Annotated in this window: 24 protein-coding genes, 1 tRNA gene and 1 other RNA gene; 9 read left to right on the forward strand and 17 right to left on the reverse strand. The window is 69.9% G+C overall.

Annotation, left to right across the window (positions count from 1 at the left end; translation table 11 throughout):
* Nucleotides 1-49: 49 nt before the first annotated feature.
* From ACM26Y_RS01855 to ACM26Y_RS01885, 7 genes are all read right to left on the reverse strand, one after another.
* Nucleotides 50-634 (reverse strand): TetR/AcrR family transcriptional regulator, encoded by a 585-nt coding sequence (locus ACM26Y_RS01855; protein WP_416062499.1) that lies wholly within the window; start codon nucleotides 632-634, stop codon nucleotides 50-52.
* A 98-nt stretch (nucleotides 635-732) separates the two neighbouring features.
* Nucleotides 733-1,359, reverse strand: a complete 627-nt coding sequence (locus tag ACM26Y_RS01860) for a superoxide dismutase family protein (RefSeq protein WP_416062500.1) — start codon at nucleotides 1,357-1,359, stop codon at nucleotides 733-735.
* Between the two features lie 72 nt (nucleotides 1,360-1,431).
* A complete protein-coding gene (locus tag ACM26Y_RS01865; RefSeq protein ID WP_416062501.1) occupies nucleotides 1,432-1,836 on the reverse strand; it encodes a hypothetical protein in 405 nt (134 codons plus the stop codon).
* A 249-nt stretch (nucleotides 1,837-2,085) separates the two neighbouring features.
* Nucleotides 2,086-3,606, reverse strand: coding sequence for a metallophosphoesterase (locus ACM26Y_RS01870; protein WP_416062502.1), 1,521 nt, complete (start codon nucleotides 3,604-3,606; stop codon nucleotides 2,086-2,088).
* A gap of 19 nt (nucleotides 3,607-3,625) precedes the next feature.
* On the reverse strand, nucleotides 3,626-4,183 hold the full coding sequence (locus ACM26Y_RS01875) for a TIGR03086 family metal-binding protein (RefSeq protein WP_054372976.1): 558 nt from the start codon (nucleotides 4,181-4,183) through the stop codon (nucleotides 3,626-3,628).
* A complete protein-coding gene (locus ACM26Y_RS01880; RefSeq protein ID WP_416062503.1) occupies nucleotides 4,180-4,992 on the reverse strand; it encodes a helix-turn-helix domain-containing protein in 813 nt (270 codons plus the stop codon). Before ACM26Y_RS01880 ends, ACM26Y_RS01875 begins: the two co-directional genes overlap by 4 nt.
* A 60-nt stretch (nucleotides 4,993-5,052) precedes the next feature.
* Entirely contained in the window at nucleotides 5,053-5,703 is a 651-nt protein-coding gene (locus ACM26Y_RS01885; RefSeq protein ID WP_416062504.1) for a YoaK family protein, read from the reverse strand.
* 135 nt (nucleotides 5,704-5,838) lie between these two features.
* Here ACM26Y_RS01885 and ACM26Y_RS01890 point away from each other — a divergent pair, with 135 nt between their 5' ends.
* On the forward strand, nucleotides 5,839-6,852 hold the full coding sequence (locus tag ACM26Y_RS01890; protein ID WP_416062505.1) for a DUF1524 domain-containing protein: 1,014 nt from the start codon (nucleotides 5,839-5,841) through the stop codon (nucleotides 6,850-6,852).
* Nucleotides 6,853-6,908: 56 nt separating this feature from the next.
* Here the strand turns inward: ACM26Y_RS01890 and ACM26Y_RS01895 are convergent, their stop codons facing one another.
* The 4 genes from ACM26Y_RS01895 to ACM26Y_RS01910 form a co-directional block, all read right to left on the reverse strand.
* The gene (locus ACM26Y_RS01895) at nucleotides 6,909-7,751 is read right to left on the reverse strand and encodes a transposase (RefSeq protein ID WP_416062506.1); all 843 of its coding nucleotides are present in this window, start codon (nucleotides 7,749-7,751) and stop codon (nucleotides 6,909-6,911) included.
* Nucleotides 7,748-7,936, reverse strand: a complete 189-nt coding sequence (locus ACM26Y_RS01900; protein ID WP_416062507.1) for a hypothetical protein — start codon at nucleotides 7,934-7,936, stop codon at nucleotides 7,748-7,750. The genes ACM26Y_RS01895 and ACM26Y_RS01900 overlap by 4 nt, the downstream gene beginning before the upstream one ends.
* Entirely contained in the window at nucleotides 7,909-8,361 is a 453-nt protein-coding gene (locus ACM26Y_RS01905) for a hypothetical protein (RefSeq protein ID WP_054375381.1), read from the reverse strand. Before ACM26Y_RS01905 ends, ACM26Y_RS01900 begins: the two co-directional genes overlap by 28 nt.
* Before the next feature lie 174 nt (nucleotides 8,362-8,535).
* Nucleotides 8,536-8,623 (reverse strand) — tRNA-Ser (locus tag ACM26Y_RS01910).
* A 117-nt stretch (nucleotides 8,624-8,740) separates the two neighbouring features.
* On the opposite strand from ACM26Y_RS01910, the gene ffs reads away from it, so the two are divergent.
* The 4 genes from ffs to ACM26Y_RS01930 all read left to right on the forward strand — a co-directional run bounded on the left by ffs (nucleotide 8,741) and on the right by ACM26Y_RS01930 (nucleotide 11,970).
* Nucleotides 8,741-8,835, forward strand: an RNA gene (gene ffs, locus ACM26Y_RS01915) — signal recognition particle sRNA small type.
* Nucleotides 8,836-8,884: 49 nt separating this feature from the next.
* A complete protein-coding gene (locus ACM26Y_RS01920) occupies nucleotides 8,885-10,174 on the forward strand; it encodes an aminotransferase class I/II-fold pyridoxal phosphate-dependent enzyme (RefSeq protein WP_416062508.1) in 1,290 nt (429 codons plus the stop codon).
* 285 nt (nucleotides 10,175-10,459) lie between these two features.
* The gene (locus tag ACM26Y_RS01925; protein ID WP_416062509.1) at nucleotides 10,460-11,314 is read left to right on the forward strand and encodes an SGNH/GDSL hydrolase family protein; all 855 of its coding nucleotides are present in this window, start codon (nucleotides 10,460-10,462) and stop codon (nucleotides 11,312-11,314) included.
* A 200-nt stretch (nucleotides 11,315-11,514) separates the two neighbouring features.
* The gene (locus ACM26Y_RS01930; RefSeq protein WP_416062510.1) at nucleotides 11,515-11,970 is read left to right on the forward strand and encodes a DUF6098 family protein; all 456 of its coding nucleotides are present in this window, start codon (nucleotides 11,515-11,517) and stop codon (nucleotides 11,968-11,970) included.
* Nucleotides 11,971-11,999: 29 nt separating this feature from the next.
* On the opposite strand, the gene ACM26Y_RS01935 is transcribed toward ACM26Y_RS01930, so the two are convergent.
* Both ACM26Y_RS01935 and ACM26Y_RS01940 read right to left on the reverse strand, forming a co-directional pair.
* Nucleotides 12,000-12,884 carry a M56 family metallopeptidase gene (locus tag ACM26Y_RS01935; protein WP_416062511.1) on the reverse strand — a complete coding sequence of 295 codons (885 nt, stop codon included), beginning with the start codon at nucleotides 12,882-12,884 and terminating at the stop codon, nucleotides 12,000-12,002.
* Nucleotides 12,881-13,273 carry a BlaI/MecI/CopY family transcriptional regulator gene (locus ACM26Y_RS01940; RefSeq protein ID WP_416062512.1) on the reverse strand — a complete coding sequence of 131 codons (393 nt, stop codon included), beginning with the start codon at nucleotides 13,271-13,273 and terminating at the stop codon, nucleotides 12,881-12,883. The genes ACM26Y_RS01935 and ACM26Y_RS01940 overlap by 4 nt, the downstream gene beginning before the upstream one ends.
* Before the next feature lie 81 nt (nucleotides 13,274-13,354).
* Here ACM26Y_RS01940 and ACM26Y_RS01945 point away from each other — a divergent pair, with 81 nt between their 5' ends.
* From ACM26Y_RS01945 to ACM26Y_RS01955, 3 genes are all read left to right on the forward strand, one after another.
* Entirely contained in the window at nucleotides 13,355-13,846 is a 492-nt protein-coding gene (locus ACM26Y_RS01945; RefSeq protein ID WP_416062513.1) for a DUF2231 domain-containing protein, read from the forward strand.
* 143 nt (nucleotides 13,847-13,989) lie between these two features.
* Nucleotides 13,990-14,679 carry a ZIP family metal transporter gene (locus ACM26Y_RS01950; RefSeq protein ID WP_140188221.1) on the forward strand — a complete coding sequence of 230 codons (690 nt, stop codon included), beginning with the start codon at nucleotides 13,990-13,992 and terminating at the stop codon, nucleotides 14,677-14,679.
* A gap of 51 nt (nucleotides 14,680-14,730) precedes the next feature.
* Nucleotides 14,731-15,306, forward strand: a complete 576-nt coding sequence (locus ACM26Y_RS01955; protein WP_371383669.1) for an HhH-GPD-type base excision DNA repair protein — start codon at nucleotides 14,731-14,733, stop codon at nucleotides 15,304-15,306.
* A 39-nt stretch (nucleotides 15,307-15,345) separates the two neighbouring features.
* On the opposite strand, the gene ACM26Y_RS01960 is transcribed toward ACM26Y_RS01955, so the two are convergent.
* The 4 genes from ACM26Y_RS01960 to ACM26Y_RS01975 all read right to left on the reverse strand — a co-directional run bounded on the left by ACM26Y_RS01960 (nucleotide 15,346) and on the right by ACM26Y_RS01975 (nucleotide 17,749).
* Complete coding sequence (locus tag ACM26Y_RS01960) at nucleotides 15,346-15,528, reverse strand: hypothetical protein (protein WP_003936872.1); 183 nt, start codon at nucleotides 15,526-15,528, stop codon at nucleotides 15,346-15,348.
* 219 nt (nucleotides 15,529-15,747) lie between these two features.
* Entirely contained in the window at nucleotides 15,748-16,026 is a 279-nt protein-coding gene (locus tag ACM26Y_RS01965; RefSeq protein ID WP_003936871.1) for a GlsB/YeaQ/YmgE family stress response membrane protein, read from the reverse strand.
* A 151-nt stretch (nucleotides 16,027-16,177) separates the two neighbouring features.
* Nucleotides 16,178-16,453 (reverse strand): DUF4193 family protein, encoded by a 276-nt coding sequence (locus ACM26Y_RS01970; protein ID WP_416062514.1) that lies wholly within the window; start codon nucleotides 16,451-16,453, stop codon nucleotides 16,178-16,180.
* Between the two features lie 174 nt (nucleotides 16,454-16,627).
* On the reverse strand, nucleotides 16,628-17,749 hold the full coding sequence (locus ACM26Y_RS01975) for a beta-mannosidase (RefSeq protein WP_416063598.1): 1,122 nt from the start codon (nucleotides 17,747-17,749) through the stop codon (nucleotides 16,628-16,630).
* 306 nt (nucleotides 17,750-18,055) lie between these two features.
* Between ACM26Y_RS01975 and ACM26Y_RS01980 the strand changes: the two genes are divergently transcribed.
* Complete coding sequence (locus ACM26Y_RS01980) at nucleotides 18,056-18,385, forward strand: hypothetical protein (protein ID WP_054372959.1); 330 nt, start codon at nucleotides 18,056-18,058, stop codon at nucleotides 18,383-18,385.
* Nucleotides 18,386-18,456 lie beyond the last annotated feature (71 nt).

Raw genomic sequence — 18,456 nt, forward strand, 5'->3', positions numbered from 1 at the left:
ATCGGATCGACGCGATGTGACATTCGGTCACAAGCATTGTGGAAGGCAGTCAGTGGGCGTCGGCGCCGTCGAGGGACAACTGGATCTGGGTGTGCAGCGCGTGGGTCAGATACTCCGGCGGATACAGTTCCGGACTGGCGATCGCGTCGAGAGCCAGACCGTTGACCGCGGCCAGCAGCAGAGCCGCCCGGGTCTCGGCCTCCGCGGTGCCCATCCGGATCAGGACGGCGGACACCGCGGTGCGCATCGTGAACAACGTCGTGTGCCGGATCCTGCTCAACGAGGGCGACGTCGCGGCGCGCACGGTGAACGCCGCCATCACGTGTGCCTCGGCGCTGCGCTGCTCGTCGAGCGGCAGCAACTGGCTCAGCGCCGCGAACAGGGTGCGCGCCGGATCGATGTCCGGGTCGACGGTGCTCAACCGTGTCAGCACCCGCTCGGCGAGCGAACGGAACGAGTAGGCGAGCATCTCGTCCTTGGTGGGGAAATGGTGCTGGACGGCGCCGATCGATACACCCGCATGGCTGGCCACTTCGCGCACGCTGGCGCCGTCGAGCCCGATCCGTGCCGCGACCTCGAGCAGGGCAGCGGCGAGACGCGTGGGGCTGGTGGTGGCATAGGGACGCGCGCGCATGGATGCACCGTACCTGCAGGTATCTCCATACGCCGGTATGGGGCACCGCGCGACACCTGCCCGATGTGTCCGGTCCACCTTTCGTGCTCGGACCCCGGTCAGAAGTCCTCGTCGATGCACGCCAGACGAGCACCGGCCATGCCGGCTTCCCCGGGGCCGGTCTTGGTGCGCTCGGCGTGGAGCACCACGGAGTTCGCCTCGCCGTCGCGGAACTCCCAGTCGACCGTCGTCGACGCCTGAGCGTTGCCGTTGCCGTCGGTGGTGATGTCGAGCCAGACCTCGTTCCCGGGATTGGCGAAGGCGGGGTCCGTCGACGGGGACTGCGGGGTGGCCGCCGGGTCCACGTCGTTCTGATAGTGCGGACCCGCGTCCGACGGCTGCGGCCCGCACGGCTGCGTATGGACGTGCACGCCGAAGTCACGGGTGGGTGCCAGCCCGCTCGCCTCGAGCGTGACCGTCGTACGGCCACCCTCCTCCTCGGATTCGACGGTCACCGTCGAACCCACCGGGACGGCGACTTCGTCGTAGGTGAATGCCTTGTCGTCGTCACCGCCCTCGCCGGGCAGCTGGAAGGCCATCCCGTCCGTGCCGGGCAGTGCCGTGGGCATGCCGGTGGTCGTCGTCTCCGACGTGGGGGGCGGCTCGACGGTGGCCTGGTCGTCCGTCGAGGAATCACCGCCACCGCACCCGGCCACGACGAGTGCGGTCAGGGACACGCCTGCCATCAAGGTTGTGCGTCGTGAGTTCATGTTTCCGCGGTACCCACGGCGCGTCGTGTCGAACCAGCGACGGCGCCCTTATCTGGACATCCCGCCGATGATCAAGGACAGGCCCGCCCCGAGGAGCCAGACGTCCTTGGCGATCGGCGTGCCCTGCTGGGTCGGGCGGAAGGACCCGCCCTCGTGCATGCCGGGCATCTTCCAGTACATCGCGAGCAGGCCCGAACTGAACGCCGTCAGCGCGGAACCGGCGACCACCGGGGAGACGAAGGGGGCCAGCAGCAGGGCGCCGACGCCGATCTCGGCGGCCGACAGGGTCTGGCCGAACGTCTCCGGCCGCATCTTCCCGAGCCGGGGGAGCGCCTTGCTCGCCATGTCCTGCAGCCCTGCCGCGGCCTCGGGCGGGAGATCACGCTTGCCGAGCCCGGAATTGAGGATGAAGGCGCCGGTGGCCAGCCGGAGCGGAATGTTGCTCAGTCGCACGGGAACCTCCGGAGGATCGGATGTCGCTGATTATCCCGCATTCCCCCGGCAGCGGGAACTCCCCGGACCCGTCCGGGTGCAGCACGACGAACCGGTCGGCTCGTCCGCCGGGGACCCCGGGTGCGGCCGCCGCCCGGGGTGACGCGATCGCTGCGAACGGCAGACCGCACCGCCGACGCACTCGGGGAGGCCCTCAACGGGAACGAACGGCGTCTGCCGAACGTGTCTCTGCTGCAGGGTGATCGGTGATCATCCGGGTATCACCGCGCGGGGCATGCCGGCACGCAACTGCACGTCCACCACGAAATCGCCGTCCTCGGGGGTGTAGCGGCGGCGCGGGTCGTGATCCTCCGCCCGGAAACTGTCGAGCGCGGGCGAGTGGGTGGTGACGGCGACCGTGCCGCCGTCGAGATCGAACTGCAGCAACCGCTGGAATCCCGTCGCGCGCCGGCCGTCGACCAGGAAGTACTGGTAGTCGGCGAGCATCTCGACCACGCGCCGGTCGCTGCCGGGGATCGGGCGGTCGGTCACGGTCGTCTGCCCGTCGACGTGCCCGGACAGCACCATGAACACCGACTCGTGCGGCACGACGAGCCGGTTCCAGATCTGCTGGCCCGAACTGCCGCCGATGTCGCCGAATCCACTCATTCGGAGACGGCCGTCCTCGTCGAGGTAGTAGTGCGCGGCGACGATCGTGTTGCGGTCGGGATGGCGGGCCAGCACCTCCTCGGCCCAGTTCAGCACGTGCTCCGGCGGGTTGTAGCCGAGGTAGAGGACGAGGAACGGGGTGCCGGCGATCTCGAACAGGTCGTAGTGCGCCGAATTGTCGGCGTCGGTCACCGAGTCGCCCCACTGCGGCCGGTCCCGGAATCGCTGCGGCCCGAAGTACTCGTTGTACAGCGCATGGTTGCGTTCGTGCTCGCCCGGCACGAGCCGGCCGGCGACGTTCCACAGGTTGTCGTGGTTGCCGGGCAGGACACCGTAGGGCACGCCGGCCGCCTCGAGGATTCCCATCGCCTCCGACGCGACCTCGAACTCCGTGCGGGCGCGGGTGTCCGGGGCGCCCGGCCGGATCCACGACTGGATCAGGTCCCCGGTGTGCACGGCGTAGGCGATCTTCCGGGCGCGGGCCTGCTGCGCCGTCCACGTGGTCATGTCCCGGAAGACGGCGGCGTCGTCGCGGGCGAGGTACTGGGTGTCGGTGAGGTGCTGGATCGCGAAGTCGTAGTCCGCCGGGTCGGCGAACGCCTGGTCCGGCGTGGCGTCGCGGAAGCTCCGGTCGTGACGGGGCGCGTCGATCACCATGATCTCCAGAAGAGCGGCGACGTCGGTGACCCGCGCCTCGAGCACGATCGGCCCGCCGGGCACCTCGGGCCGGGCGACGGCCCGCGGCTCGCCCCACGAACGGCCGGTGCGCACGTGCAGGGCGAGGTCGTCGAGGTTGACGCTGCGGCCCTGCCACCGGATATTCACCGCCTCGGTTCCGGCGGGAAATTCGAGTTCGTAGCGGACATAGGGGTATTCGTCGAACTCGTTGCCGACGGACGCCGGTGCGCCGCGCTCGCCGACGGCGCGCGGGAGCGGCGGGTCGGCGGAATCGGTCACGCCTGCGTACATCGTCGCGGACGTCGCCGGGACGTCGGTGGTCAGTCCCGTCGCCGGGATGCCGACGGACGTGACGGGCACGGGCGGGGTGACCTCGGCGGGGCCGGACAGGAGGGTGGCCACGGCCAGCAGCGACACCGGAAGCCACCAGCCCGGAGCGCGCATGCCCCGAGGCTACCGCCGCTCAGGCGCGACGCCCCAGGTGTGCGAGCACCCGCGTCTGCCGGTCGGCGTCCGCCGGCACCTCGACCGCCGGTCCGCAGACCCCTTCCATCCGGATCGAGTCACCCAGGGCCCGCGCCGTCGCCTCCACGAAGTCGAGGTCCTCGGCGTCGACGGTGTCGTCCAGACCCGCGGCGCGGGCGAGGTCCCAGGCGTGCACCACGAGGTCGAAGTTGTAGAACCGCGCGACGGTCGCGGCGAGGGTGGTGCGGCCGAAGTGGCCGTCGTACTCGAGTCCGGCGCGCCGCGGATCGTCGAGGATCGCCTGCATGCCGTCGCGGGTGGTGGTCCACGCTCCGGACGGGTCGGTGTCCGGCGACGGTCCGGCGGGCAGTTCCAGGCCGACGACGGTGACGATCTGCCGCTGTGTGTCCACGACGTGCCGCAGCACGTCGCGGGCGGTCCAGCCCTCGCAGGGCGACGGGTGATCCCATCGGTCGGCGGGCACGGCCTCGACACGTGCGGTGAACTTCGCCGCGAGGTCGCGGTAGTGACGGGCGGGGGAGAGGGTCTCGGTCATGCGGCAGATTCTGCCGTTGCCCGGTCGCCGCGGGATTGGATACTTCGGACATCGAGGGCCGAGCCGGTGCCGTGCCACCGCGGCGCCTCCCCGGCGAGCAGGGCGGTGGGCGTGAGGGAGGAGATCCTGCGCGTCTCCCGGTTCAGGTGCGACTGGTCGCTGTAGCCGGCGGCCGCGGCGAGCTCGGCCAGTCCGCGCGCGGGTCCGGCGTCGGCCAGGGCCATAAACCGTTGCAGGCGCAGGATCGATCGCAACGTGGCCGGGCCGTACCCGAACGCCTCGTTGCAGCGGCGCTGCAGCTGACGTTCGGTGAGCGCGGCGGTCTCGGCGAGCGCCCCCACGCTCCACGAGTGCCCGGAAAGCGCCTGCCGCAGGTGCCCGATCAGCGGGTCGGGGGCGAGGTCCTGCGCGAGCCAGCGCCGCACCGCGGACTGGAACACCTCGAGCCGTTCGGCGGCGGTCCGGGCATTGTCGAGCCGGTCGGCGAGCGGTCTGGCTCCGGCCGAACCGAGCAGGTCGTCCAAGCCGACGCGGGTGTCGCGAAGTTGCGCGACCGACGCGCGCAGCGCGAACGAGGCGAGACCCGGGCGGAACCGCACGCCGGCGGAGACGACACCGGCCGGCAGCGTGAACGACCACGCGGACGTCTCCGGGCCGCACACGCGGATGCCGACGCCGGCGATCCACAGGACGTCGACGCATCCGTCCGGGACGAGGAGATGGGTCTGCCCGTCGGAGACCGCCGACCACACGCACACCAGGTGCTCGGCGAGGTCCGCGCTGGGAGTGCTCGGCACATACCACCTCATGGCCCACGAGCGTAGGCGCCGGCACCGACAATCGCTGCCCGCGTGGGGAACCGGCTTCCGCTACGGCCGGTAGGGCAGGTGCCGCACCGCGAGGGTGAGTGCGACGGCGGCCGCGGCGGCGATCCACAGGGCGTGCAGTCCGAGCATCCGATGCGCCGCGGCGCCGCCGACGGCGCCGGTCACCAGTCCCAGCCACAGGCCCAGGTACGGCAGCCAGGTCCAGCGGGGGCCGCCGAACATCGCGGCCGCGAGCCGCTGCCCGATCTTGACGAGCGCCCCGGTCATGTACGTCAGGGCCACGCTCACCTCACCGTCGCGCTGGAACACCGAGTTCTCCACACCCATGGCGAGGGTCATCGCCACCACCGCGACGGGCGTCCAGCCCGCGGTGTGGGCGAGCGCACCGAGCAGCAGGAGTGCGGAGACCGCGGCGAGTACGGCGGTCTTGCGGGCGCGACGGCTGCGGTCGGACAGTTGCGCGACCACCCCACCGAGGACGACGCCGACGAGGAAGAGTCCGATGACACCGGCGGTGAGTGCGGCGGGACCCCAGGCGCCCTCGGCCAGGCCGACGCTCAGCCGGGTGGAGTTCCCGCTCATGAACGACACGAACACGCCGCCGAGGGTGATGAACCCGAGGGCGTCGACGAACCCGGCGAGGCCCGACAGCGCGACGGCGAGGGCCGTGAGTTGTCTGCCGTATCCGACCACGGACGAATCGTAATCAATCCGTGCTTTTACCTCTGGTAACGAAAGGGATGCCCGGTGCGACCTCCCGGAGACACCCTTTCGTCCCCCCGCGGAGGGTGCTGCCGTGCCGCATCCCGCCCCCCAGGAGTACCCAGCGTGTTCGCCTCACCGTCCCGGCCGTCCCCGAATCACCGCACACCGGGGTGGAGCGCCGGACTCGCTGCGGCCGCCCTGCTGCTGACCGGATGCGCCACGGCGACGGACACCGGCACCCGGTCCCACGCGCCCACCGTCGCCGCGACCCCGACGGTGACGACCACCCCGGCACCGGCTCCTGCGGCCTCGCCGACCCACATCCCTGCGGACGCGTCCGCCACGTCGGCGCTGGCCACGCTCGCGACCCTGCCGATCAAGGGCCGAGCGCCCAAGACCGGCTACGACCGTGAGCTCTTCGGACCGGCGTGGAGCGACGACGTCGACGTCGACGGCGGCCACAACGGCTGCGACACCCGCAACGACATCCTGCGGCGCGACCTGGTCGACATCACCTACAAGACCGCCACCCGGGACTGCGTCGTCCTCTTCGGCACCCTCCACGACGCCTACACCGGCACGACCATCGACTTCCGTCGCGGCCAGGACACCTCCGCCGACGTGCAGATCGATCATGTCGTCGCTCTGTCGGACGCGTGGCAGAAGGGTGCCCAGCAGCTCGACGAGCAGACCCGCGCGAACTTCGCCAACGATCCCCGCAACCTGCAGGCCGTCGACGGTGCTGCCAATCAGCAGAAGGGCGACGGCGACGCCGCGACCTGGCTGCCGCCGAACCGGTCGTACCGGTGCACGTACGTCGCGCGCCAGATCGAGGTCAAGGCCCTCTACCGGTTGTGGGTGACCCAGGCCGAGCACGACGCGATGGTCCGGGTCCTCACCGGATGCGGTGCCGCCGCCCCCGAACCCGCGCCTGCCGCGACCGCGGTGCCGGAACCGGTCCCGTCGGTAGCCCCGGAACCGGTCCCGTCGGTAGCTCCGGAGCCGGCTCCGGCCCCTGCCGTGGCGTACCGCAACTGCGCCGAGGCGCGGGCCGCCGGCGCGGCGCCGCTGTACGCCGGTCAGCCCGGGTACAGCGAGAAGATGGACGGCGACGGCGACGGCGTCGCCTGCGAGTGAGCTGGTGTAGACAGCCGCGCCTCGTTCAGCCGTCCGCACCCGCAATTCGGTAGTTGTCAACCTGTCTGAGACAGGTGGATGTTGATTCCGGTGGGTCCGGGCAGGGCCGGTGCCGTGGGACGGCGGTGGAACCGCTCGGGGTGCGTGGCCCAGCATCGGTCGAGCATGCGCTGACGGTGCGCCTGGACCTCGGCGGCGGTGCCGTGGTGCACCGACGCCGGGGTGTGCCGGCCCAGGCCGCTGTGTCGGTGCTCGGTGGCGTAGCGGTGCAGGAACTGCGCGGTCCACTGCCGGGCATGGTCGATCGAGTCGAATCGTGCCGGGCAGGACAGGTCGTACTTGACGGTCTTGAACAGCGCCTCGGAGAACGGGTTGTCGTCGCTGACCCGCGGCCGGGAGAACGACGCGAGCACCCCTGCGGCCTCGAGCGCGTCGAGCAGCACCGTCGACCGCATCGAGGCGCCGTTGTCGGCGTGCAGCACCGTCGGGGCACCGTGCCGGGTGATCGCGGTGGTGAACAACTCCACGGCCCGCTGCGCGCTCTCGCGGTGCTCGAGGCACCATGCCACCGGGTAGCGGGAGAACACGTCGATCACCAGATACAGCAGATACCGGTCCTGGGTGCGGGGTCCGCGCAGCTCGGTCAGGTCCCAGGACCACAGCTGCCCGACGGCGTCGGCACGCACCACCGGCCGCCTACGCGCCGGCCCGACGCCGCCCCGGCGGCGGCGCCGGTCCCCGACCAGGTGCGCCGCCGCGGCGACCCGGTAGAACGTGCGCTGACTGCACGCCACCGTCCCGGCGTCGAAGACCCGCCAATACGTTTGCACCACCGACAGATCCGCATGGTCGTCGGCGCTCAACACCTCGACGATCGCGGCGCGTTCGGCCCCGCTCAACGCCGCCGGCGGGCCTGCGGGATCGGGTCCGGCACCGGCCGGTAGTGCGTGTAGCCACGGCTGAGCCGGTAGTAGCTCGACCGCGGCACCCCGACCAGGGCGCACGCCCGGGTCACCGGCATTGCCGCGCTTCGGTGCAGCACGGTGACCGTCGCGGTCAGGACAGCTTGTGCCTGGTCAGCCACTGCGCGTACTCGTCCGCGCTCATCAACGCCGGGGGGATCGGGCTGGGCGGGGTCGAGCTCTTGGTCACCTGCTCCAAGAGCTCGAAGGCTTTTCCCAGGATCTCCTGCGCCGCCTCGGCCTGCTCGACCTGGCGGCGCAACGCCTCGTTCTCGGTGCGCAGCCGAGCCAGCTCGGCGCGATCACGACTGTCCATCCGTCTCCCCGGTTTCTCCGCGGCCGCCACCATCGACGTCGTCCATTCTCCCCGGTCCCGGGCGTCGGTCCAGCGACGCACCGTGCTCTCGGCCAGCGCGTGCTCGCGCAGCAACCGTGTCCGGGCCCCGCGTTCGACGCACGCGTCCCACCGACGCAAGAACTCGATCCGAAAGGCCAGCGGGAACGACCGCTTCCCGGTCGGGGTCCGGCCGATCTCGATGTCGATCATCGTCACTCCGCTTCCCCACGCCGTCCCCGAGGTGTCTCACGACCACCCTGGCAATCAGCGAATTGCGGCAGCGGACGACTACGGACGGCGCGGCTGTGTGCCCGACGAACCGTGTGCCCCTCGAACGGACAACGGCCCGTGATCGGTGTTTCCACTGATCACGGGCCGTTGCCGTGGCGGAGGATAGGGGATTTGAACCCCTGAGGGCGTTAACCCAACCCGCGTTCCAGGCGAGCGCCATAGGCCACTAGGCGAATCCTCCGTGGGGAAGCATACCGAATACGACCTGGTAGATGCCAAACGGGGAGGTCGCCGCGGGTTTCGGAGGGGCGCAACAGGGTCGATTCACGGTCGCAGGCGATGTGTGTCTACACTGGCCGATGGATCCCGCGCGGCGCGCATCCTGTGAACTCCCCCAGGGCCGGAAGGCAGCAAGGGTCAACGGGCTCTGCCGGGTGCGCGGGGTCCCCTAGCTTCCGATGCCGATGCCCGTGCCGTTGGGCGCGGTGAAAGGTCCTTCCGCATGCCTACCCAAACCCAGATTGGGTTGATGAGCCATGAGGAACTCGTCGCAGAGCACGAGCGCCAGTCCCACAACTACGCGCGACTCGAAGCCGAGAAGCTGACGCTGGACCTGACTCGCGGCAAGCCGTCCCCCGAGCAGCTCGACCTCTCCGCGGAGTTGCTGTCGCTGCCCGGGGCCGACGACTACCGCGACGCGTCCGGTACCGACTGCCGCAACTACGGCGGCCTGCGCGGACTGCCCGAACTGCGCGCCATCTTCGGTGAGCTCCTGAACATCCCCACCGAGAACCTGATCGCCGGCAACAACGCCAGTCTCGAGATCATGCACGACCTGATCGTCGCGTCGCTGCTGCACGGCACGGTGGATTCGCCGCGCCCGTGGTCCCAGGAGCCCGTCGTCAGGTTCCTGTGCCCCGCGCCCGGCTACGACCGGCACTTCGCGATCACCGAGTCGTACGGGATCGAGATGATTCCGGTGCCCATGCGCGACGACGGACCGGACATGGCGAAGGTCGCTGCGCTCGTCGGCTCGGACCCGCAGATCAAGGGCATGTGGGCGGTTCCCACCTACTCGAATCCGACCGGTGCCGTGTACTCCGAGCGCGTCGCCCGCGAGCTGGCGTCGATGCCGACCGCCGCGCCGGACTTCCGGATCTTCTGGGACAACGCGTATGCCGTGCATCCCCTGGTCGAGGAAGCGGCCCCCGCCCTGGACATCCTGAGCATGGCGGCCGAGGCCGGTCATCCGAACCGCGTGTTCGTCCTCGCCTCGACATCCAAGATCACCTTCGCCGGCGCCGGCGTCAGCTTCTTCGGCAGCTCGGCCGAGAACCTGGCGTGGTACGAGAAGTTCCTCGGCATCAAGACCATCGGCCCGGACAAGGTTAACCAGCTGCGTCACCTGCGCTTCTTCGGCGACGCCGACGGGGTGCGGGCACACATGGCCAAGCACCGCGACCTGCTCGCGCCGAAGTTCGCGCTCGTGCTGAAGATCCTCGAGGACCGGCTCGGGTCGTCGAAGGTGGCGTCCTGGACCGAGCCGAAGGGCGGCTACTTCATCAGTCTCGACGTGGTGGAGGGCACCGCCAAGCGGGTCATCTCCCTCGCGAAGAACGCGGGGATCGCGCTGACGGCGGCGGGCTCGGCGTTTCCGTACAAGAACGACCCCGACGACAAGAACATCCGGCTCGCCCCGAGCTTCCCGTCGCTGGACGAACTCGCCACCGCCATGGACGGCGTGGCGACGTGCGTGTTGCTCGCGGCGACCGAGAAGGCCCTCGGGAAGTAGTCGGCGAGTAGTCCTGTCCCTCGGCCCCGGCTGTCACACGACGGCCGGGGCCGAGCGTATCCACCACCTGTGGACAACCCTGTGGACAAGCGGTGGACAACTCTGGTCGGCGGCGACCTCCGCCGGGGCACCCTTGCCGTCACGATCCGGACGTCCCGACGTCCTCGGCCGAATGTCACATCCGTTCGGACACATCGAACGCATGTCACATTCGGCCGGAGGCGGCGTCCGCATTCGGCCGGAGGCAGCGCCCTCGACGTCGCGACCGGTCATTACCCTGGACTCGTGGACTGGGCGACAAGACGAGCGTGCCGGTCGCTCGTGGCGGCGACGGCGGGCGTTCTCGTCGTGGCTGCCTGCGGTTCGGTCGACGCTCCGGGCACGACGCCGGAGCCGGTGCCGGCCGTTCGTCCGTCGGTGGCCGCGTCGGCTCCGCCCGCGCTGCTCGTCGGTCTCGGGGACTCCATCCCGGCAGCGATCAATTGCGACGAGTGCGCCTCGTTCGTCGACCTCTTCGGGGAGCATCTGTCGAACGGCGGCGACGGGACGGCCGTCGAGGTCACCAATCTCGGTGTCGGCGGGTGGACCAGCACGGACCTGCTCGACGCGCTCACCGACGGTCGTCCCGAGGCCACCCTGACCAGTGCCGCCGATGTCGTCACCGTCACGATCGGCGCCAACGACTTCTACGCCGTGCTCGACACCTATCTGGACGGGGAGTGCGGTGGCGACGACGGGCTCGCATGTTTCGCCATCTCCCTCTCCGCTCTCGAGGACACTCTCACGGCTGTGCTCGATCGGATCTCGGAGCTCACCGAGGGCCGGTCCACAGTGCTCGTGACGGGCTACTGGAACGTCTTCCCCGACGGAGACGTGGCCCGCCGGCTCTACGGGCCGCAATTCGTCGGCGACAGTGCAGTGCTCACCGGGCGTGCCGACGACGTCGTCGCGGCCGTGGCCCGGGATCGAGGAGCCGTCTACGTGGATCTGCTCACGGCCTTCAAAGGTCCCGCGGGGGACGTGGATCCCACGGCGTTGCTCACCGACGACGGCGACCACCCCAATCAGATCGGGCACCGACGGATCGCCGACGCACTGGAATCGGCATTCGCCCCGTCGGACCCTGCCCGGGCACACTGATCGGAGGACACGATCGCCTACGAACCGGGAACAGCGCGCAGGGCAGCGGGTATCCGGACAGCGTCCGCGAAGGGACCCGTCGACGGAGGGAGTCACCATCGCCAGGATGCAGAACCCGGAGTACCGGTGCAGATTTCCTGCGCAGGTCGCCGGCTCCTCGCTGACGGGACCTGCGGTCGGCCGACCGACCGGGGTCGTCGATGAGGCCACGTGAGGAGATGTATCCGGATCCGGACGACATGCAGGTGATCGCGAGCCTCGATCAGCTCGCTGCACTCGTCGCCGGCGATCCGCTCATCTATCTGCGCTTTTCCCCGGGTCCGGCGGCAGACGCCGCGGACGGCCCCACGCGCGATGTCGAAGGCAACGTCACCCTGCCGGGTTGGGCTGTCCTCCCCATCGCGCCGGAGCCGTGGTGGCGCCGACCCGTCGAGGACTGGGTGGCACGGCGGCTCCACAGGTACGCCACGCGGGACGCGGCCGCCGGGTGCTTTCTGTGGTTGCTCAAGGGAACGATGGTCGGACGCGGACCTGACCAGGAACCGTTGGTGATCGACATCCAGCCGCACGCGCGGCTCAGTCCGAGGGTGCTGCGGGAAGCGGAGCAGAGGTATCGCGAACGGTTCGTCGTGCAGGCGGATGCCGCAGATCGGTGAGGGATGGACGACCGGCGTCGTCCGCTCCGTTACCGCTGCAGAACGAGGTGAGGCGTCTCGTGTTCCGGGACGAGCACATCCTGGACCACGTCCGTGGTCCGCAGAGCCGAGAACGACACCAGCGCGATCGCCACGAGCAGCATCGCGACAATCGTGCGAGCCCACGGAAGCTTCGGTGGATCGACCAGCGCGCGCACGCGTTCGACGACGTCGCCGCCCGCCACGGAGAGGGTGGTGGACGAATGACCTTCGAGGGAACGGCTTCTCGCGACGGCTGCGGCGGCGACGGCCTGAGCGGCCGTGCGACGACCGCCGGTGGCGGCCTCCTCGTCGGCCCACCGCTCCGCGGCCCTGCGGACGACGTCGGGAACCGGTAGCAGCAGCGGATGGAGGACGGCCGCCGTCTCGGCGATCTGGATCCAGCGGGAATGGTGGTGCCTCAGGTGCGCGCGCTCGTGTGCCAGCAACACGCCCAGTTCACCCTCGGTGAGAGCCGACTTCATGGCCGTCGTCAGGACGATCCCGCCCCCTCGGCCGGGGACAGAGTACGCGTCGGCGATCGGGCTCCGGACGAGGAGGTAGCCGTCCGGCCGGGCGAGGTCTCGGCAGAACCGGGTTGCGGCGCGAAGGTTCTTCCCGACGTGCCAGAGGTGCCGTAGGCCTGCGGCGGCGGCCCACAGCGTGGCCGCGAGGAGGATCGACGCGACTGCGACGGACGCCGGACCGGACCGGAACCGGACGAGCGTCAGAGCCACGGCAGTTGCCGACGAGAGCAACGCCAGAGCACAGAGCGCGGAGAGAATCGGGAGGAGCCGGACCGCCGTCGCCGGGCGTGCCTGGGCCGCGATCCGCTCGGCACCGACGCCGAACGCTGCTCCTATCGCGAGTTGAGCGAGGACGACCGGCAGTATCACGGTTCGCTCCTCCCGTCCGGCTCGCCGTCCGCGCCTCCGAGCAATCTCAGCAACGTCTGCTCGTCGTCGGGTGTCAATTCATCGACGAACCGAGCCAGCACGTCCGCCCGGCGGCCGTACTTGTCGAGGAGTCGGTGCATGTCCCGGGCGGCCCGAGCAGCCGGGAGAGTCTCGATCGGGGCGGCGAGCCGATACGCGTAACCTCGTCCGGACGGTGTCCGGTCGACGATCCCTTTGTCGTGCATGCGGGCCAGCGTCGTCATCACTGTGGTGTGGGCGAGTGCTCCCGGCAGCAGTTCGTTCACCCTTGCCACGGTGAGCGGCTCGTTCGTGTCGGCGAGGATGTCGACGATCTCCTGCTCCAGGGTGCCGCGTAGGCGCCGTGCCATCGGTTTCAGGCTCCTCTCAGGAGGGCTTACTACTATCGAGAAAGTAGTAGATGACCGGTCATCCCTCTCCCGAGGAGCAGCATGTCCCAGATCAACGGACTTCCGGCGCACATACTTCTCGTGCACGCCATCGTAGTGTTGGTGCCGCTCGTGGCGGTCGGAGTCGTGCTCTCCGCCCTGTGGCCCGCTGCCCGGATCCGGCTCGTATGGCCCATCGCGGTGCTGGCCACCGCACTACTCGTCCTGACCCCGCTGACCACCGAGGCCGGTGAGTCTCTGGAGGATCAGGTCGATCGCACCGCACTGCTGCACACCCATACCGAGCTCGGTGACACCATGCCGTTCGTCGCCGCCGCGCTGTTCGTCGCGGTGATGCTGGTCGTGGCCCTGCACGTATCGGGCTCGCGTCGGTCGATGTCGGCCGGGCGAATGCGGTTTCTGACCGTGGTCACGGTTCTCGTCGCGATCCTCGTCGGGGTCGGTGCGACGGTTCAGGTGTACCGGGTGGGCGACTCCGGTGCACAGGCCACGTGGCAGGACCGCGTGGGCGTCGCCGCGGGGGAGGCGGAATGACCTCCGGGCCCGGGGCGAGTTCACCCCCGTAGGGCCCACGCCTCTGGATGGTCGAATATCCATTGACGACCAACAGATTTCGTGAAGTACTCACTCGTCGGTGCCGGTCGGGCGGGTGGCGCGCACTGCCGTAGGGTGGCACGGTGCTGACAGCTTTGTGGTACGGACTGGGTACTGCGGTACCCCTGTTCGCCGGTGCCCTGGTCGGGCTCCGGTACGACCTGCCCCGCCCGTTGCTCGCGGCTCTGATGGCCTTCGGTGCAGGCGCCATGGTCGCCGCGGTATCCACCGAACTGTTCGCGCCCGCCTTCGCGGACCAGGGCCTGTGGTCCGCCGGCGGTGCGCTGCTGCTCGGGGCCTCGGTGTACGTCGTCGCCGATCGGCTGATCGAGCGCAGGCTCGGCGCCGCTGCCCTGGGGTGGGCGCTGATGCTCGGGGCGTTGCTCGACGGGATCCCGGAGAACGCCGCTTTGGGGGTGACGCTCGCCGGCACCGGTGGCGGTGGACTGGTGCTGCTGGTGGCCGTCGCGGTCGGCAACGTGCCGGAGGCCGTGGCCGGTGCCGCGTCGATGCGCTCGAACTTCGATCGGCGGAAGGCCGTGCTCATCTGGAGCACCACGGCGACGCTGCTGGTGCTCGTGGTGGTGCTCGCGACGGCGTATGCCGACTCGCTGCCCCCCGCCGGCATCGCCCTCGTCCAGGCCTTCGCCGGCGGCGCGACGATTGCGGTCGTCTCCGACTCGTTGATGCCGGAGGCATACCGGGAGGGCGGCTGGTGGGTCGGTATCTCCACGGCCCTCGGATTCCTGGTGGCGTTCGCGCTGGGCGGCTGATCGGCGCGCGGTTCACCCGCCGGACTCCCCGTGGATGCGAGGATCGTGAGCATGGCACCGACGTTGAATCTCGTAGGTGATGCCGACGCCGATGCGTTGCTCGCCGCCGACCCGCTCGCCCTGCTCATCGGGATGCTCCTCGATCAGCAGGTGCCGATGGAGACCGCATTCGCGGGACCGAAGAAGCTCGCCGACCGCCTCGGCGGTCTGGACGTGCACCGTATCGCCGAGGCCGATCCGGACGAGTTCGCCGCGATCTGCGCCGGGCCTCCGGCCGTGCACCGGTTCCCCGGATCGATGGCCGAACGGATCCAGGCACTGTGCGCCGAGATCGCGGACCGCTACGACGGCGACGCGGCGGCCCTGTGGACGAGCGGCGACCCCGACGGCCGGGAGGTGCTGAAGCGCCTGAAGGCACTGCCCGGCTACGGCGACCAGAAGGCCCGAATCTTCCTCGCCCTGCTGGGAAAGCAGATCGGAGTGCAGCCCGCGGGGTGGCGGGAAGCCGCAGGGGAGTACGGCGAGGACGGGTCGCGGCGGTCCATCGCCGACGTCGTCGATGCGCAGACCCTGCAGGAGGTCCGGGAGTTCAAGAAGGCCTCGAAGGCGGCCGCGAAGAAGAAGTGAGCCGCACGGCCCGGAGCGGCGGGCTCGTCGGCCGGCGATTCAGGTCTTCTTCCGGGGCGACCGGCGTCGCTTCGGGGCCTGGGTGGGCTCCGGCACGCCTGCCGGCCGCCCGGTCAGTGCCTCGACGACGGCGGCCAGATCCTCCTGGGACAGCTCGTGGGTCTCCTGGGGGGTGCGGCTCCCGGAAGCGGAGCGTGCCTTCGTTGCTGCGGTGTCGTCCATCGGTGTCCCTCTCGTCGCTCGGCCGCGGTTCCGGGTGACCCCTGCGCTACACCGCACGCGCCATCCACCCGGTCAGCATGCCGGAAAAGTCCTCTTTTCGCAGCGTGCGACACCACGACACGCCCAGTGCGGATCCGGCTCGCGCAGCGAAGCGGCCCCCCGTGTCCCGGAACGGGGACGACGGGAGGCCGCTTCGCGCGTGGTGACTGAACTGCGAGATTACCGGCGGGTGACCGGACGGCGACCGGTGACGGCCTTGACCACGAACAGCAGGATCACCGCACCGAGGAGACAGGTGAGGAAGCTGAAGATCAGTCCGCCGCCTGCGACGTCGACGCCGAAGAGCTTGAGCAGGAAGCCACCGAGCAGACCGCCGATGACACCCACGACGATGTTCAGCAGGATGCCCTGCTGCTCGTCGGTCTTCATGATCTTGCTGCCGATCCAGCCGGCGAGGCCGCCGATGATGATCCACCCGATGATTCCGAGTCCGAGCACGCTCCACTTCCCTTCGCTCAGGGACCTTTCCGATCCCCTCCGGTCTTCACCCGCCGTTGCCGGCGTGGTCACGACTACTGTTACCCCGGACGGTCGAGGATTACACCTCGACGGAAAAACGTTCTCGTTCCGTTCTTTCGGCCGAGATCCGTCAGCTGCAGTCCCGGCAGCGCGTCGCGTCGTCGTCGGACAGTGCGAGCCGACTGTGGTGGTGGACGAGGAAGCAGCTGTCGCAGACGAACTCGTCGCTGCGCCGGGGTACGACCGGGGCGGTGAGCTCCTCACCGGACAGGTCGGCGCCGGGGAGTTCGAAGAACTCGGCGATGTCGCTGTCGTCGGGTTCCACGGTCTCGGTCACCGCCGGGAGCGTGGGGGTGGTCAGCTCGTCCGTGTCGAGCTCTTTGCGGGTGTCGTAGTCGAGTGTCATGACCCCTCCTGTGCTGGCCGCGAATACCTGTCGGTGTCACCTTCCGGCGGGTGCCGGTGAGGGCGACGCCGGGCCGTGATCGCCCTCCTTTACCCGGGCCGGGGCGATGCCAAACCATGCCGGTGGGCCGGGAACACCGGCCGGCCGTACGGGGTGCTGTCGCGCGGTGGCCGGTCAGCCGGTGGCCGGGGTCGACCCGGCGGCGTTCCCGGTAGTTCCGAACTGTTCGATCACGCCCCACAATTCGTCGTCGGGACCGACGTCGTACGTGCAGGAGTCCGGCCGGGGGTCGGGCACGAACGCCCAGATGAGTGCCCCGGCGGTGCCGGCTGCCTTCTGTCCCGCGATCTTCGTGGCGATGTGCTCGGCGCGATCGGCCGTGTCGCCGCACCAGCCCGCCAGCTCGCCGATCTCCGCGACCAGGAGTGGTTTGCCGATCTGCTGGGCCTGGGCGATGCGGCGTGCCAGACCGTTCCACTGGTCACCCGGAAGCGGGACCGCGTCGGCGCCGTAGTCGTGGTACTGGACGACGTCCACCCACGGCGACGAGCCGACCGTCGCATACTCGTCGCCCTGGGTACCGCACTGCCCGCCGCCGGTGAACCCCGCGGTGATCAGGGTGCGCGGATCGAGGGTGCGAACCTGTGCTCCCGCCACGTCGAAGAACCCGCGCAGGACGGCTGCCGCGTCCGAAGGGCACTGCCGCAGCCACCACGAGCAGGCGGCGTCGGTGCACACGCTGGTCTCGGGTTCGCCGACGAGTTCCCATGCGGCCAGTGCAGGGGAGTCCTTCCATCGCGTCACCGCCGTGGTCACCCAGTCCCGGAAGCTCAGGACCGCGCGCTCGTGAGCGACCGGTTCCGTCCATCCGTCCAGATACCACTGCCGGTCCTTGAACACTTCGTCCTCGCACGCGCCGTCCTGGGCGGCGAGGACCGGGATCACGAGTTGGCCGTGGGCCTCGGCCGCGGCGAACACGGCGTCGAGCGGGCCGAAATCGAGTTCGCCGGTGAACCGGTCGATGGCCAGAGCCTGGAACGCGTTGAAGCGAGTGAGTGAATGTGGTGGCAGGGCACCGAAGTAGGCATCCAGATCGACCATGGCGCCGCAGCCCCAGTTCACCGCCCAGTTCGTGCCCAGCTGGTAGGCGTTGAAGCCGGTCGGCCACCAGGGCTGCCCGTCGAGCCGCAGCGCCGTGCCGTCGGTGGTGACCCGCGCGCCCGGATCCGGATCGGCGGTGGCGGTGCCGGTGGTGCCGAATGTCGCGGCAAGGGTCACCAGGGCCGCCGCCCACACCTTCGCCGTCCTCCCCGAGCGCATGAAGGAACTGTACTGGCGCGGAGCCGGATCGGTGACCCGAGCGAGCGGAGTCGGCAGCGTTAGCACTCGCCGTCGGCGAGTGCTAATCTTTGCTGCGTAGCAGCCGGACCGAGGGGTGAGGTCGAGACGAGATGTCGTGCGCCGTATCCGTCCCCTCGCGCCGAGTGTCGGTCACCGTGCCGTCACGGATCTCGGAATTCTTGCCCTGCAGAAGGTTCCGTACGGCTCCTCTTCCGGTTGCTGCATTCCGTTCCGCCATCTCCGACGAGGATTCGAAAGACCATGTCCGTCCTGCAGACTCCCTTCCGCTCCGGACCGCACCGTGCCCGTCTCGGCTTCCCTGCACTGTCGAGGCTGCGTGAGACAGTCGGGGACAAGGGCGCAGATCTGGCCCTGATGCTCGGCGCCCTCTCGATCGTGACCTTCTGGACGTTCGGCTTCGGCATTCTGCTCGGTGCTGCCGCCGTCGGGACCGGCATCGCCGCCACCCGGCGGCCCACCGTGTTCACCGACGAAGCGAAGTCTCTCGATGCGCTCGTCGGCATGCTCACCGGCATCTTCGGAATCCTCGCGGGCGTGGTGTTCCTCAGTTGGGCGCTGCCCCATCTCTGACACCTGCCACGACGGGGGCGGGCGAGCGAGTCTCGTACGCAGCGTGCCCGCATCGGCGAGGATGGGTCCGA

The organism is Rhodococcus indonesiensis (assembly GCF_047782815.1).
GTDB classification, from domain to species: Bacteria; Actinomycetota; Actinomycetes; order Mycobacteriales; family Mycobacteriaceae; genus Rhodococcus; species Rhodococcus indonesiensis.